Below are 14,106 nucleotides of genomic sequence, written 5' to 3' on the forward strand. Positions count from 1 at the left end.
CGGCATGGATGCCGGGTTAGCCGCCCCCGGCCATGGATGGCCGATGGCGGCGGGCCCACGGAGCAGGACCGGAGCGAGGGCATGCCGAGCCACAGCGAGGCACCGAACGAAAGGGGCAAGAGCCCTTGGTTACTTGGGGCTTTTCCAAGTGACTCGCCGTAAGGGCGAAACCCATATCAGCCATCACCAAAACAATGGATATGCACACAAAAGCCTTACAGCCAATCAGCGGACTTTGAACCTCCCCATAATCGCACTCACGCGGCTATTGGCTTCCAGCAACTGCCGGGTATTAAGCTCACTGGCCTGACCGCTTTTCACCAGTTCATCCACCATGTGGCGGATCTGCACCATGCTGCGGTTGATCTCCTCCGTCACCGCACTTTGCTGTTCGGCGGCCGTGGCGATCTGGGTGCTGAGGCTGTTGATGTGGCTGACAGAACCGGCCATTTCGTCCAGCCCGGTGTTGACCCGCGCCGTGGCATCGGCCGCTGACTGGCAGCTGGCCTGGGTGTTTTCCATGGCGCTGACCGACGAACTGACGCCTTGGGTCAGGCGCGTGAGCATCTCGTTGATTTCCGAGGTGCTGGCCTGGGTGCGAGCGGCGAGGGCGCGGACTTCGTCGGCCACCACCGCAAAACCGCGACCTTGCTCACCGGCACGTGCCGCTTCAATGGCCGCGTTAAGGGCCAGCAGGTTGGTCTGGCCGGCGATGGCGCCGATTACCCCGAGGATTTCGGTGATGCGCTGGGCGTCCTGCTGCATGCTTTCGACTTTATGGGTGGCGCTGGCCACTTCGTCGATCAACGCAATCACACTGCTGGACGCTTCACCCACCACGACCCGTGAACGGTCGGCGTTTTCGTTGGCGCGCTGAGTGAACGCAGCGGTTTCAGCCGCGTTCTGCGCCACGCTTTCGGCGGTCGAGCTCATTTCGGTTATGGCGGTGACGGTCTGATCGGTTTCCGAAGCGTGGCGCACCAGAATCTGGCTGGTATGCGCAGAGGTGCGTTGCAGGTTGTCGAGGCTGGACGCCATGGCGCCCGTGGCCTGGGTGACTTCGCCGATCATGTTTTGCAGGTAAGCGATGAACGCGTTGACCGAGTGGCCAATGGCGCCCAGCTCGTCTTCGGCACGAATGGTGATGCGTTTGGTCAGGTCGGCGTCACCGGCGGACAGTGCGTCGATATTGGCCTTCAGGGCTTTCATGCGCTGGATCAGTTGGCGGATCGCATAGATTTGCAGCAGCACCAGCAGGATCACCATCGGGATTTGCAGCAGGCTCAGTGTGCTGAGCACATCGTCGCGCTGCGCGGTGATCAGCTTGGTCGGCAGGGCGGTGGCGAGGAACCACGGCGTGCCTTCGATAGGGCGCATGAAGAAGGTGCTGGCTTCGCCTTTGTTGTCGAACTCGACGCGCTGCGCCTGATCACGGTTTTGCAGGCCGGCCTTCACTTGGCTGGCGAAAGGTGAGTTGCCGGCCAGTTCGCTGATGTTCTTCAGTACGATCGGTCCGCTGATGCGCGAGCTGTTGCTGATGATCTTGCCGTCGGCCTCGACGATGAGCATTTCGGCACCGAGGTCTTTTTCCTTGCGCGCCACCAGGTCGTTGAAGAAACCCAGGGTCACGTCGATGGTCGACACGCCGTAGGCGGCGCCGTTTTTCTGGATCGCCATGGCGCAGTTGGTGCGCGGCTCGGCGCTGGCATCATCTTTATAGGCCGCTGCCCAGGCGCATTGCCCGCGTGGGGTTTGCATGCCGCCCTTGTACCAGCTCTGGTCGTAATAGTTAGGCGCGGCGTCGCTGTTCCAGAAGGTATTGACCGCCAGTTTGCCCGAGGCATCACGATGCCAGAACGTGCTGAACTTGTTGCGCCCTGCTTCACGCTGGCCGGGCAGGGGCCAGATGCCGCCACCGAAGACTTTCAGTTCGCCGTACTGATCGACCAGCCCCGGCAGGACCGTGTCGATGGCGGCGCTGTCGAGCAGGGGGATGGTCTGGGTGATGCTGCGCTGCTGCGCCTGAACCTTGTTCAGTTCGCCCTGGATTTGCTCGGCGACTTCGGCGATGCGATTGAGCGCGACTTGTTCTTCAGTGTGGCGCAGCTTTGGCGCGACCAGTTGGCTGATGCCAACCACGGTGAGAATGGACAGCAGCAGAATGAACAGGACCAGAAAAAGCGTGTAGCGAGCCTGAATAGTGCGGAATGCGGGCATGGGGCCGGGTCCTTTTGAGCAGCGATCTTATTGTGGGTATCGGTATGAAACTGGACGCTTCAAAGGGCTATCGGCTGGCTCAAGTTGAGCTTTAGGTACGATCGTACAAGAACGGAGGGAGGTGACGGACGGCGGGATTGCGCCGGCCCGTTCAGGCAATTGAACGGGCCGGACGCAGGTTAACGGTCGAGCAACTTCAGGATTTCTTCCGGGTAACGCAAGCCGGCGGTGGCATTCGCCGGGAAGATCGCTTCCAGCGCGTGCAACTCTTCGCGGCCAAGTTTGATTTCCAGCGCTGCCACGTTTTCTTCCAGGTATTTACGCTGTTTGGTCCCGGGGATCGGGATCACGTAATCACCCTGGGCCAGCACCCACGCCAACGCGAGTTGACCCGCCGTCACGCCTTTTTCCGCCGCCAGGTCCTGCACTTGCCGCACCAGCAGCAGGTTTTTCGCGAAGTTGTCACCCTGAAAACGCGGGCTGAACCGACGGTAGTCGTCCGCCGCAAAATCGTCCGGGCTTTTCAGTGCGCCCGTCAGAAAGCCCCGACCCAGCGGGCTGTAAGGGACAAAGGCAATGCCCAGTCGCTGGCACGCGGCCAGGCAGCCGTTGTCTTCCTGATCCCGGCTCCATAACGAATACTCGCTTTGCAGCGCGCTGATCGGATGAACCTGGTGCGCCCGCTCCAGCGTTGCGGCCGAGGCTTCGCTCAAGCCCAGGTAACGCACCTTGCCGGCCTTGACCAGTTCGGCCATGGCGCCGACGGTTTCCTCGATGGCCACTTGCGGGTCGATGCGGTGCTGGTAGTACAAGTCGAGGGTTTCGACGCCGAGCCGTTTGAGGGTGCCGTCGATAGAGGAGCGGATGTATTCCGGGCGTCCGTCGACCCCTCGGGCGGACGGGTTCGCCGGATCGCGGACGATGCCGAACTTGCTTGCCAGAAACACTTGATCACGCTTGCCGGCGATGGCTTTGCCGATCAGTTCTTCGTTGGTGTGCGGGCCGTACATGTCGGCGGTGTCGAGCAGGTTGATGCCCAGTTCCAGCGCACGATGCAGGGTGGCCGTGGCTTCCCGGGTGTCCGTGCCGGTGGTGTAGAAATCAGTCATGCCCATGCAGCCCAGACCGATCGCGCTGACCTGCGGACCGTTTTTACCCAATTGACGTGTTTGCATGAAATCAGCTCCCTGTGAATGTGAATCCCATTGTTAACCTCGACAGAATCCAGATAAACCAGCTAAAACTGCTATCACTATTAGTAATTTCTAAATAATCAGCCGGTACGACTGCACAATGGATCGATTCAACGCCATGCGCGTATTCACCCGGATCGTCGAGCTGGGAGGCTTTGCCAAAGCGGCAGACAGCCTGCAATTGCCCCGCGCCTCGGTGACCATTCTGATCAAACAGCTGGAGGCGCATCTGGGCGTGCAGTTGCTGCAACGCACCACGCGGCAGATCAGCCTGACGCTCGACGGGGCAGCGTATTACCCGCGTTGCGTGCGTTTGCTGGCGGATCTGGAGGAAACCGAAGCGGTGTTCTCCGCCGCGCGTCAAAACCCCAAGGGTTTGTTGCGCGTGGACATGCCCGCAGGGGTGGGGCGCCTGATCGTGATCCCGGCCTTGCCGCAGTTCACGGCCCGTTATCCCTTGATCGAGCTGGAAATCGGTTTGAATGACCGGCCGGTGGACCTGATTCGCGAGGGCGTCGATTGCGTGCTCCGGGGCGGCTCGTCACTGGACGACTCTCTAGTGGCGCGGCCGCTGGTCATGCTGGATCAGGTCACCTGCGCCAGCCCCGGTTATCTGCAACGCCACGGGACGCCGCAGTGCCTGGCCGATCTGGAGGGGCATGAAATGGTGGAGTACGTTTCCAGTCACAGCGGCAAACGTTTTGGACTGGAGTTTGTGGTCGATGGTCAGATTCAACCGATCAATCTGTCCAAACATGTGGCGGTCAACAGTGCCGACGGTTATCTGGCGGCGTGTGAGGCGGGGTATGGATTGGTCCAGACCCCGTACTATCACGTAGCCAGGCAATTGAAGGAGGGCAATCTGGTCGAGGTGCTGAGGGAAGTGCCGCCACCGGGGATGCCGTTGGCGGCGCTCTATCCTCCTCACCGTCAGCTGTCGCGGCGGGTACGGGTGTTTGTCGACTGGATGGTTGAGCTTTGCGCGCAGCCGGGAAATGGCTTTGTCAAAGAACATTCAGGCCGCTGAAAAATCCTAACGGTGTTGGTAGTAACCCGGTCCGCCACGGCCGTCGTAATGGTGGCCGCCGTGCCATCCGCCGTGGGGGAAAATAATGCAGCCGCTCAGGGAAAGTATGGCCAGCAGGGGAATCAGCAGTGTGATTCGACGGAACATTTCAAAATCCTCATGGTTATCGCCGCTATGCAGCCAAAAGGCTTCATCGGCTGTAACATGAGACCCCGTTTGCAGCGCCCCATCCCCGGAAAACGGTAGTGGCTTGGCATGCATTCGGATACAAACCCGATACATTTTCGGGTTCGCCTTACGTTTTAGCTTTTTGTTTAAGGAAAAGGGCAATGACCCAGTCGCAACGTTTGAAATACTCGATTCTGATCTCCCTGGTGGTGCTGGGGATCATGTTTGGCCTTTCGTATTTGCAGAATGCCGGGGTCATCAGCGAAAAACTGTTCCAGTACATCGCTATTGGCGTGGCGGTGATCGTGGTGGTGATCAATGGCGTGATGCGTCGCAAGGTCAAGCCCTGAGCGACGCACCACGGGCAGGTTATTCGCCGTGCAATGCGGCGAACGCCTGCGGGTGCAAGCTGTAGCTTTTGTCCGGGTTCAGGGTGATCACGCCTTCGCTGCACAAGCGTTTCAACACTTCGCGCACACTGAGAAAGGACAGCGGAATATCCAGGTCCAGCAGGTGACTGTGGACGCCGCGCACACCCAGGCTGCGATCGCTTTCGGCGGCGGTCAGCAAGGCGTCGATGACTTTCAGGCGGATCAGGCTGGTGCGCAGGCCGAAGCTCTTGAGCAGTACCCGGATCCGTTCGTTGCTGTGTCGTTCAGTACGCGGATTGAACAGGCCCGAGCCCATGGAAGTGCCCATTGGCGCAGCGCTACCGTCCGTTGGCAGTTGCGAGTTGTACATGCAATATCTCCTTTTCAGAGCCTGAACCGGAAAGATGTGTTGGGTGCTCTTACTCAATAAGACGTACGAGCCACCCAAATCATGAAGGATCAGATGTAGAAATTTTGTTGCCATCACGTCAGAAGCTTGTAAACCCCCGCAGAAACGCCCTCCAGCGGCCTAAATTTTTGTCATGGATTTCGTTCCTGTAGGAGCGAGGCTGCTCGCGATGGACGTTAACGATTGCGCGTCATTCCTGGATGAACGCGCCGACCTGACGTCCATCGCGAGCAGGCTCGCTCCTACAGGATAAAGGCATCAGGAGCGAGTGTGATTATTACCAGGCAGTTAACCCGATTGAGCCTTGCCGCCGTGTTGGTGGGCTTGAGTCTTGCGGCACACGCGCGCAGCCAGCCGGATGCTTCGGCGACGGCCGATATCCGCCGGACCAGCTTCGGCGTGCCGCACATTCGTGCCGACAACGAACGTGGCCTCGGCTACGGCATCGGCTACGCGTACGCGCAGGACAATCTGTGCCTGCTGGCCAATGAGATCACCACGGTGAACGGCGAGCGTTCACGTTATTTCGGCCCGGAGCAGTTCACGGTCGAAGAGCGCGAAAATCAGGTCAGCGACGTGTTTTTCAACTGGTTGAATACGCCGCAAGCGGTCGCTGCGTTCTGGCAGGCGCAGACCCCGGAAGTCCGCGAACTCATTGAAGGGTATGTGGCCGGTTACAACCGCTCGCTGGCGGAACGTCGCGCGCAAGGTTTGCCGCAGCAATGCCAGGGCGAATGGGTGCGGGACATCACCGCGCAGGACCTGGTCAAGTTGACGCGGCGCCTGTTGGTCGAAGGCGGCGTCGGGCAGTTTGCCGAAGCGCTGGCCGGTGCCACGCCGCCCAAAGCGGTCGCGCAGAATACGCAGGCCTCGGCGCAGTTCCAGCTAGCCACTGCGCGCATTCAACGCTTCGCGCTGGATCGCGGCAGCAACGCAGTCGCGGTGGGCAGTGAACGCTCCTTCAACGGCCGTGGCATGTTGTTGGCCAATCCGCATTTTCCGTGGGTCGGCGGGATGCGTTTCTATCAGATGCACCTGACCATCCCCGGTAAACTCGATGTGATGGGCGCCGCGCTGCCCGGCCTGCCGATGATCAACATCGGCTTCAACCAACACCTGGCCTGGACCCACACCGTGGACTCGTCCAAGCATTTCACCCTGTATCGCCTGCAACTCGATCCGAAGGACCCGACCCGCTATTTGCTCGACGGCAAGTCGCAGCCGATGAAGCAGCAGACCGTGACCGTGAAGGTGAAACAGCCTGACGGCCAGACCCGGTCGGTCTCTCGCGTGGTCTACAGCTCGCAATTCGGCCCGATCGTGCAATGGCCGGGAAAACTGGACTGGGATAACCAGTTCGCCTACAGCCTGCGCGATGCCAACCTCGATAACGACCGGGTGTTGCAGCAGTGGTACGCGATGAATCGTGCGGTCAGCCTCAAGGAATTGCAGGCATCGGTTCACAAGATCCAGGGCATCCCGTGGGTCAACACCCTGGCGGCGGACGATCAGGGGCAGACGCTGTACATGAACCTGTCGGTGGTGCCGAACGTCAGCGCCGACAAACTGGCCGCGTGCAGCGATCCACGGGCCGGGTTGCAGATGATCGTGCTCGACGGTTCCAACAGCGCTTGTGCCTGGGACATCGACCCGGCGGCGGCGCAAAAAGGCATTTATGCCTCGGACACATTACCGCAGTTGCTGCGCAAGGACTTTGTGCAGCACTCCAACGATTCGGCGTGGATGGCCAACCCGGCACAACCGCTCACCGGTTTCTCGCCACTGATCAGCCAGGACAGCCAGCCGTTGGGCCTGCGCTCACGTTTTGCCCTGGATCGCCTGGCCACACTGAACAAGACTGGCCCGATTGCCGCGACCGATCTGCAACAGATGGTGATGGACGATCAGGTGTACCAGGCGACTCAAGTGATGCCTGATTTGTTGAAATTCTGCGCTGAAGACCTGGGCGCCGACGCGCCGACGCTCACGCCGCTGTGTGCCAGTCTGAAAGCCTGGGACCGCAGCGCGAATCTGGACAGCGGCGTGGGGTTTGTACATTTTCAGAATGTCATGGATGCGCTGCAGGAAGCGCCCGATGTCTGGCGTGTGGTGTTTGATCCGAAAGACCCGCAACACACGCCTCGCGGCCTGGCGGTCGAGCGGGTGGAAGTTGCCAAGGCTGTGCGCGAGGCGATGCTGGCGTCGGTGGAATCGGTCAACACATCGGGGCTCAAGACGAACAGCCGCTGGGGCGATATCCAGGTGGTCAGCAGCGGTGGCCAGCAGACGCCGATTCACGGCGGACCGGGCACCCTGGGCGTGTATAACGCGATTCAGAGCGTGCCGAGAACCGACGGCAAACGTGAAGTGGTCAGTGGCACCAGCTATTTGCAAGTGGTGACGTTCGACGACAAGGGACCGCAGGCCAAAGGGCTGTTGGCGTTTTCGTTGTCCAGCGACCCGGCCTCAAAGCACGCCAATGACCAGACGTTGGCCTTCTCGAAGAAACAGTTGAGTGTGTTGCCGTTCACCGAACAGCAGATCACTTCGGACCCGCAGTACCAGACACAGACAATACGCGAGCAGGATGAAAAAGCCGCGAAGGTGGCCAAACAGTAAATCGAACAGAGTTTGCGTTCAGAAAGAAGGCCGCACCCCGCGAGGGTTGCGGCCTTCAGCTTTTAGGCGGTTGCTGCGGCATGGAATTGAGGACCGGATTGCCTTCCTTGTTGCGGGTCAGGTAGACCGGCAACACCTTGGGCAGCGTCGCCACAAGGCTGTTGAGTTCCTTGATGTTGTAGATGCCACCGAGGCGGATTGAGCCGGTGCTGCTGTCGGCGACCATCACCGGGGTGTTCAGGTAGCGATTGATCAATGGCAGGGCTTCGGACAACGCCAGGTTATCGAGCACCAGTTTGCCGTGACGCCAGGCCAGCGAGCTGTCGTTGGCGTAGGTCTGGCTGATTTGCGGCGTGAAGTCGCCGTGTTTGTAGCGCGCCTGCATCGATGGCTCAAGCCGCAGGCCATCACCTGGCAGGTCATTGTTGCTGCTGACCAGAACCGAACCTTCGATCAGGTTGACGCGCACCTGATCCTCGTACATCCAGACATTGAACTGGGTGCCGGTGACCCGGATTCTGCCTTCCGCCGCCCGAACGATAAACGGGTGGTTTGCGTCGTGGCTGACTCTGAAGAAAGCTTCGCCTTTTTCCAGGCTGACGCGACGCTGATCCTTGTAATTGCTGTAAGTCAGCTCGGTGCCAAGGTTCAGTTCGACCTGGCTGCCATCGCTCAATGTGACCTGGCGGACCGTATTGCTGGCTTCGAAATGCTGGTACGAGTTGGGAATCCAGCCCAGGCTCCACCCGCTAAAAGCCGCCAGCGGCAACGCCAGGGCGCACACGGCGGCAGCGATGCCGAACGTGCGCCAAGGCGTTGTGGGTTGGAGGCGAGCGACGGGCATGACGGCTTCGGGACGAGGCAAATCTCCCGCGACATCCCAAATCTCCAGCATGGCCTCGTACTCGAACGCATGCAGTGGATCAGCGTCAAGCCACTGTTTGAATGCCTGCCGTTCCTCGGCCGTGCAGTCGGTAGCGTGCAAACGCATGCACCAGTGCGCAGCGGCATCGGTGATGGCGTCATATTGGGCTTGCGAGAGAGGGGTGTCGGTCATTGACTCATCCTGATTTCCTGCATTCTAACCTTGAGGGCAGTCTGCGAGAACAGCCGTCATGGCATTTACCCATCAAACGGCTGTTTATTTTCTGGACTCAAGGTGTATTGACGTGTAACTCGCGGCCGAGATGACTGATTAACCAGGCCACGCTGTCGGCATTTCCAAGTTGTACCGCCAGCCGGGTCAGTGAGTTCCTTTTGAAGGTCTCGCGAGCACCGCTCAGGTTGTCTGCACCGGTCAACGAAAGGATATGCGTTTTTACCCGATCGGTATTTTCAAAAGTTGAACTTCCCGGGTCTTCCCACTCGCCGGTGTCGGGATCCTGGGTCATGAACAATTGTGTGTAAGGAGTCTTGAGCGACAGTGCGGTGTCCTGAAGGGTGGTCAGTGCATTCTTGAGATCAGTGGCGGTCCCGCTGGCTGTGCCGATCAGCTCGGCGAAGGGTCTGACAGGGTCCAGATAAGCAATGTCCTCGGTTTTACACGCAATATGCGAAAGCTCATGCAGAAGGGTCACCGCCCGGGCATGCGTGTCGATCGGGAAGGCCGTGTCGGAAAGATGTTTACGGTAGTTGTCGAAACCGGGATAGAAGAATTTTTCTGCCAGATAGATTTTTTTCTGTGCATCGATGGGAATGATAAAACCGAATGTACTGTCTGCGCCTTCGACTACCTTGCCGACAACAAACCGATTGGAGTTGGTCTTTCTGAGTGTTGGGTCCAGCAAGGCGGTAAACATGTCTCCCACGGCCTTTTCCAGTTTCTCGACATGCGCGGGCAACACCTCTGGCACATCAATGAAACGCTTGATGAGTTGATGCACGGGAGTGGCTTTGTCGTCGGATGTCTTCAGCAATTGCAGGTTACGAAAGCTGTTCCAGGCATAGGTCGTTGCCTGGTCCAGCGCTTCGTCGATCTGACGAGCCTTTTGCGGGAAAACCCGTCGTATCTTCGGCATTCCCTGGGCGTCGATGTTCATGCCCTCCCAAGCCGCGTACAAAGCATCGAGCCGACGGATAAGGCCGAATTGCGGCGTCGGTGTATCTCGGTCGAGCACCCATTGTTTCGATTCGTTTTGCCGTAGATAAGGGCCAAGCGTCTTTGTGTCGGCGATGCGCCAGTGGGTGCCGCGTTTGGTCACCGGAAACACTTTGCCTTCCACCGGCCCGTAAAGTTGCTTGGTCGTCGGGTGCGCGTAGAGCCCGGGCGTTGAGTCGGGCTTGAGCGAACCCAGGTCGATGTGGAGGCTTTCATGACGCTTCAAGCCTGTGCGCTCGGGGGCGGTCACCTTGATGTCCTGCCATTTGCAGCGGGCATCGGTTTTTTCCGGTGGCGGTTCGGCTGGCGTGGAAGTCGGCGGTGCGTGAGTGTCCAGCGATTGGCGCAACGAAGCGAGTTGAGCAATGCCGCTGATGAATTCTCTGATGGCCGCGCCCCATTTGTGCGTCTGCAGGTCTTCGGCGGATTGTTTGATGTCAAGGTAGCTGTGGTACACCGTGACAGGGTAGGCGAGCTTGCCCATGAAAAATGAATACGCCTCGTGCAGGTCCTCGCCCAGAACATGTTTGATGGTTGCCCATGCACTCTGCTTTTGGTTATCGGACTGACAACCGAGCAACCGGCCCAACAACGCGGCATTGTCATGGAATAAGTGCCCGAACAGGTGCCCCTTGATCGGGTTGGACGCCAGCTTGACGTCGGTATCGGCATTGCCCGTGGCCACAGGTGCGGCTCTTGTAGCCCGGTTGCTGCGCGTTGCCATTCGGGTTTCGAGCAAGATCCGCTCAGGTTGCGGCAGGTTCATGAGCACCCAGTCGAGCAGTGCGCCGCGCGTCTTCAGTTCTGCCAGCAGCTGGGTTTCGCTTTGGTATTCCTTGATCCCGTGCCGTGGACTGTGAGGGGCGACAAGCACCTGCGGCGCCGTGCTGTCGGCCGATGAACAGATCAGATAGACGCCTGGCACTTTGACGGTTTGTCCGCTCCTGACACCGAGGAACTCCAGGGGCCGGATGATCGCGTGGGCGCCATCGACGGCTGCACGGGCGATGGCGTCTGGCATGTCCATGACCTGGCGGATCAGATCGAACCCGGTTTCGCTCAGGCGCTCCAGCAGTTTTTCAACGTGGGCGTGGTGCATCAGTTGCCAGGGCAGTTGCGTGTAAAAACGCTGTCTGCGAATCGCGTTTGCCTCGGTGTCTGCGAGGGCCGCGCTGAGTATTTTCTGCTGATGTTCACCCGGTTTCAGCTTGTGCATCAGGTCTTTGATGTAGCGTTCGTCCATGCCCTCCGGAATGACCGTGGTGTCCAGCGACGTCAGTTTGAGCGAGACAGTGTCCAGATCCTTGAGGTGAGCCAGCGCAAAATCGGTCAGGGTCTGTTTGCTGGACGCAGACCAGGGGCTGGCGCTGATCTCGACCTGGACCTTGTCCGGATTGATGGTGAAATTGTCGGCCTTGAGTTGTTTTTCCAGTTCATGGTGGGTGGTTTGCTTCAATGATCGGATGCCGGTGAGGTAATCCTCGTCATCTTTGACGTTGTTCAGGTATTGCTGAAGCAGTTCGCCATGCAGGATCAAGTCTTTGATCGGCGCCTTGGCCAGCCAGGCCGGCAGTTTTTGCTGGGTGATCAGGGACTGGGCGATGTCGGTCGCACGACTTAGCCCGGTCATCGGCTCACGCAGGGCCACCAGGTTCAGCAGACTGGCCAGCGGCGCGGGGGAGAGCGGGGTGGTCAGCGCGCGGGTGACGAAGGTCTGGTCCAGATCAACAAAGGGCCTTTGCACACTGTCGAGAAAATGCCCATGGACCTGTTGCAGCGGCGCCAGTGTGTAGGCCCTGTCTGGCAATCGCTCGCTACGGCCAAGGTTTTCCAGCAGCATGGAACGATGATTCTTGTCTTTAAGGCGTCGTTCGAGCTCTTCCTTTAGCGGCGTCAGTGCCTTGAAGGCTTCAAATCCCAGTGCCGGCGTCCACAGAATGGCCTTGCCCGAGTGCAGCGGATCCAGGCCGCCCCGTTCAGTCAGGACAAAACAGCTGGCCAGTTTCAGTGGGGTTGCCGCGGTGCCGGCCTTCAACGCCAGGGAAAAGACCTCCGGTAAAAAGCCGTTCAATGCTGCTCGGTCCGCGCTTGTAGGCGTATCGAGCACGGTTTTGATGATCGCCTGTTCCGCCGCACCCAGGGTGCGTGAGACGGCGCGAAGCTTCAATTCACTGCGCAGTGCAGTTGACAGTGTGTGGGTAAAACTCGATTTCAAACCTGCCAATGATGAACTGACGAGGCTTTGCGCCGCGGCGAACGTGCGGGTTGTTGTGGGAATGACCGGGTGTTTTTCAAGGACTTGATCAAGCGCCTGTTCGACCGAGCTCAGCAGCGACAGCTCCTGTTTGGCCGACTCGGCGCGCACGGTGGCCGGCCGCGCATTCACGCCATGGTCCGGTCGAGTGCTCCAGCGTCCCACGGCTTCAGGCAGCAGCAAGCGGGGATCGATCAATGCCCGGACGTCCAGGGCATTGTCGAGCAAGGCGTGAGGGTCCAGCGTGCCTTCGCTTTCACGGTAACGGCTCAAGGCATGGCTGAGGTTTTGCCGTTGTTTATCAATGATGTCAGTCATCACGCCTGCAAACACCGGGCCGACGATGGGTTCACCGACGATCACCCGATCGTTCAGTACCAGTCCAAGAAACGTGCAGCGTTCGTTCAATGACATGAACTTGAGCAGCGTGTCTTCATGCTCTGCGCTGTTGAGCATTTGCAGGGCGATTTTTTTCACTGCTGGCAGGTTGCTTGTGGCCTCGATGCCGCGGGACGGGCTGTACAGGAAACCCAGCGTGTTCGCGCCGCCGATCATCAAGGTCGAGGCAAGCTCTGCGAATTGTTTGAAGGGGGCGGTGAACCGCACTTTTTCGATGCGAAGGGGATCGACCGTGGCCGGGGGGAGGCTGACATTCATCAGTCGCAGGTATTGCTCTGTCGTCAAAGTGCCCTGCTGGTGCTGGTTTAACAGCCTTGCGTGAAAAGTGTCTTGCAGGCCCTCGGTGAAAAAAGCCCGGCGCGACAAGCCATTGCTCATGAGCGAGTCCCAGAACGTCTCGAGCAGGCTGTGCAGGTGAGGCGTAAAACCTTGCGCGATTTTTTTTACGGCGCTTTCCCAGGTCTGGTTATCTGCATTGCTGCTGGTGGCGTGCTCGGGATGGGTAAACACCCTGGAGGCGCCCGTCGGCCACTGATTCGTCAGGTAAAAATGCAGGAGGGCCTCGCTCAGTGACATCGTTGCAATCCCATGGGGCGTTCCACGTTGATCAAACGCAGAACCCGTACTGACAAAACTGTTCAGCCGCGTCAGCCGCTGGTCCAGTTTGGGGAATGGCTTGGACAACGCGTGCTTGAGGAGGTCGTACAGCATTGATTGCAAGGTGGGCATTTTGACCAACTCGTCCGCCATCGCCTTGATGTTTTGTTCCTGCTGTTGCTTGAGCGTGAGTTCCTGGTCTTCGAATACCGCGCCTTCGATTTCCTGAGTGGAAATATCGAGTGCAGCGGCGGCGGCCAAGGGCAGGCGTTGTTCGATGGAGTGGAAGCGCAACAGCTCACTTTTTTCAGTGGCCTGCGCCAACCATTCTTTGAGTTTGCTTTTGAGGTCGGCCATGCCCGCGAATTTGACCAGGCCTTTGCACGGTGTGAAGAGCGTGACCGCGCCATTATTGGGCCGGCTCATGGCAAAGGCACCGGCCAATGGAATGCCGGCCTTGCCGGGCAAAGACAGCAGCAGCTGGAAGGCCTGCATCGGTTTTTCATGGGCTTTGCGGGCTGCCTGGGTCGGCTTATAAACCGTGTTCAGCCAGTCCAGATCGTCCAGGGTAAAGCCTAGCTCGGTTTCCCGTTCGCCAAGTAGCGCGGCAGTGGATGCAGACAAGGCTTCGTCAAAAAAATACGGCAGTGCAGGTGTCGTCATGATATTTCCTCGATGGACCGCGGCGGTGTTCAGCGCAGATCGTTGGGTCGAGGGGCAACAATAGGGGGCGGGAAAAGGCGGGGTGCGGTAC

9 protein-coding genes are annotated in these 14,106 nt (G+C 59.1%); 3 read left to right on the forward strand and 6 right to left on the reverse strand.

Features of this window, described 5'->3' with window-relative positions:
* Window positions 1–225: 225 nt before the first annotated feature.
* Both KGB27_RS28490 and KGB27_RS28495 read right to left on the reverse strand, forming a co-directional pair.
* The gene (locus KGB27_RS28490) at window positions 226–2,217 is read right to left on the reverse strand and encodes a methyl-accepting chemotaxis protein (RefSeq protein ID WP_192416251.1); all 1,992 of its coding nucleotides are present in this window, start codon (window positions 2,215–2,217) and stop codon (window positions 226–228) included.
* A 179-nt stretch (window positions 2,218–2,396) separates the two neighbouring features.
* Entirely contained in the window at window positions 2,397–3,392 is a 996-nt protein-coding gene (locus KGB27_RS28495) for an aldo/keto reductase (protein ID WP_223557200.1), read from the reverse strand.
* 118 nt (window positions 3,393–3,510) lie between these two features.
* Here KGB27_RS28495 and KGB27_RS28500 point away from each other — a divergent pair, with 118 nt between their 5' ends.
* Entirely contained in the window at window positions 3,511–4,437 is a 927-nt protein-coding gene (locus KGB27_RS28500; RefSeq protein WP_207284394.1) for a LysR family transcriptional regulator, read from the forward strand.
* Window positions 4,438–4,443: 6 nt separating this feature from the next.
* Here the strand turns inward: KGB27_RS28500 and KGB27_RS28505 are convergent, their stop codons facing one another.
* A complete protein-coding gene (locus tag KGB27_RS28505) occupies window positions 4,444–4,584 on the reverse strand; it encodes a hypothetical protein (RefSeq protein WP_008024803.1) in 141 nt (46 codons plus the stop codon).
* A 182-nt stretch (window positions 4,585–4,766) separates the two neighbouring features.
* Here KGB27_RS28505 and KGB27_RS28510 point away from each other — a divergent pair, with 182 nt between their 5' ends.
* Entirely contained in the window at window positions 4,767–4,955 is a 189-nt protein-coding gene (locus tag KGB27_RS28510) for a hypothetical protein (protein WP_008024801.1), read from the forward strand.
* A gap of 19 nt (window positions 4,956–4,974) precedes the next feature.
* Here KGB27_RS28510 and KGB27_RS28515 read toward each other — a convergent pair whose 3' ends face one another.
* Complete coding sequence (locus KGB27_RS28515; RefSeq protein WP_008043684.1) at window positions 4,975–5,346, reverse strand: hypothetical protein; 372 nt, start codon at window positions 5,344–5,346, stop codon at window positions 4,975–4,977.
* A gap of 309 nt (window positions 5,347–5,655) precedes the next feature.
* On the opposite strand from KGB27_RS28515, the gene KGB27_RS28520 reads away from it, so the two are divergent.
* The gene (locus tag KGB27_RS28520; RefSeq protein ID WP_223557201.1) at window positions 5,656–8,004 is read left to right on the forward strand and encodes an acylase; all 2,349 of its coding nucleotides are present in this window, start codon (window positions 5,656–5,658) and stop codon (window positions 8,002–8,004) included.
* A gap of 55 nt (window positions 8,005–8,059) precedes the next feature.
* Here the strand turns inward: KGB27_RS28520 and KGB27_RS28525 are convergent, their stop codons facing one another.
* Together KGB27_RS28525 and KGB27_RS28530 are read right to left on the reverse strand one after the other, a co-directional pair.
* On the reverse strand, window positions 8,060–9,061 hold the full coding sequence (locus tag KGB27_RS28525; protein ID WP_223557202.1) for a FecR family protein: 1,002 nt from the start codon (window positions 9,059–9,061) through the stop codon (window positions 8,060–8,062).
* 97 nt (window positions 9,062–9,158) lie between these two features.
* A complete protein-coding gene (locus KGB27_RS28530; protein WP_223557203.1) occupies window positions 9,159–14,015 on the reverse strand; it encodes a dermonecrotic toxin domain-containing protein in 4,857 nt (1,618 codons plus the stop codon).
* Window positions 14,016–14,106 lie beyond the last annotated feature (91 nt).

It is taken from the genome of Pseudomonas sp. BF-R-01 (genome assembly GCF_019946615.1).
In the GTDB taxonomy this organism is placed as follows: Bacteria; Pseudomonadota; Gammaproteobacteria; order Pseudomonadales; family Pseudomonadaceae; genus Aquipseudomonas; species Aquipseudomonas migulae.

What these genes read in the sequence shown, in the direction of transcription:
- KGB27_RS28530 (WP_223557203.1), bottom strand. Translation starts at nt 14,015, where the DNA reads ATGACGACACCTGCACTGCCGTATTTTTTTGACGAAGCCTTGTCTGCA.
- KGB27_RS28505 (WP_008024803.1), bottom strand. Translation starts at nt 4,584, where the DNA reads ATGTTCCGTCGAATCACACTGCTGATTCCCCTGCTGGCCATACTTTCC.
- KGB27_RS28490 (WP_192416251.1), bottom strand. Translation starts at nt 2,217, where the DNA reads ATGCCCGCATTCCGCACTATTCAGGCTCGCTACACGCTTTTTCTGGTC.
- KGB27_RS28495 (WP_223557200.1), bottom strand. Translation starts at nt 3,392, where the DNA reads ATGCAAACACGTCAATTGGGTAAAAACGGTCCGCAGGTCAGCGCGATC.
- KGB27_RS28510 (WP_008024801.1), top strand. Translation starts at nt 4,767, where the DNA reads ATGACCCAGTCGCAACGTTTGAAATACTCGATTCTGATCTCCCTGGTG.
- KGB27_RS28515 (WP_008043684.1), bottom strand. Translation starts at nt 5,346, where the DNA reads ATGTACAACTCGCAACTGCCAACGGACGGTAGCGCTGCGCCAATGGGC.
- KGB27_RS28500 (WP_207284394.1), top strand. Translation starts at nt 3,511, where the DNA reads ATGGATCGATTCAACGCCATGCGCGTATTCACCCGGATCGTCGAGCTG.
- KGB27_RS28525 (WP_223557202.1), bottom strand. Translation starts at nt 9,061, where the DNA reads ATGACCGACACCCCTCTCTCGCAAGCCCAATATGACGCCATCACCGAT.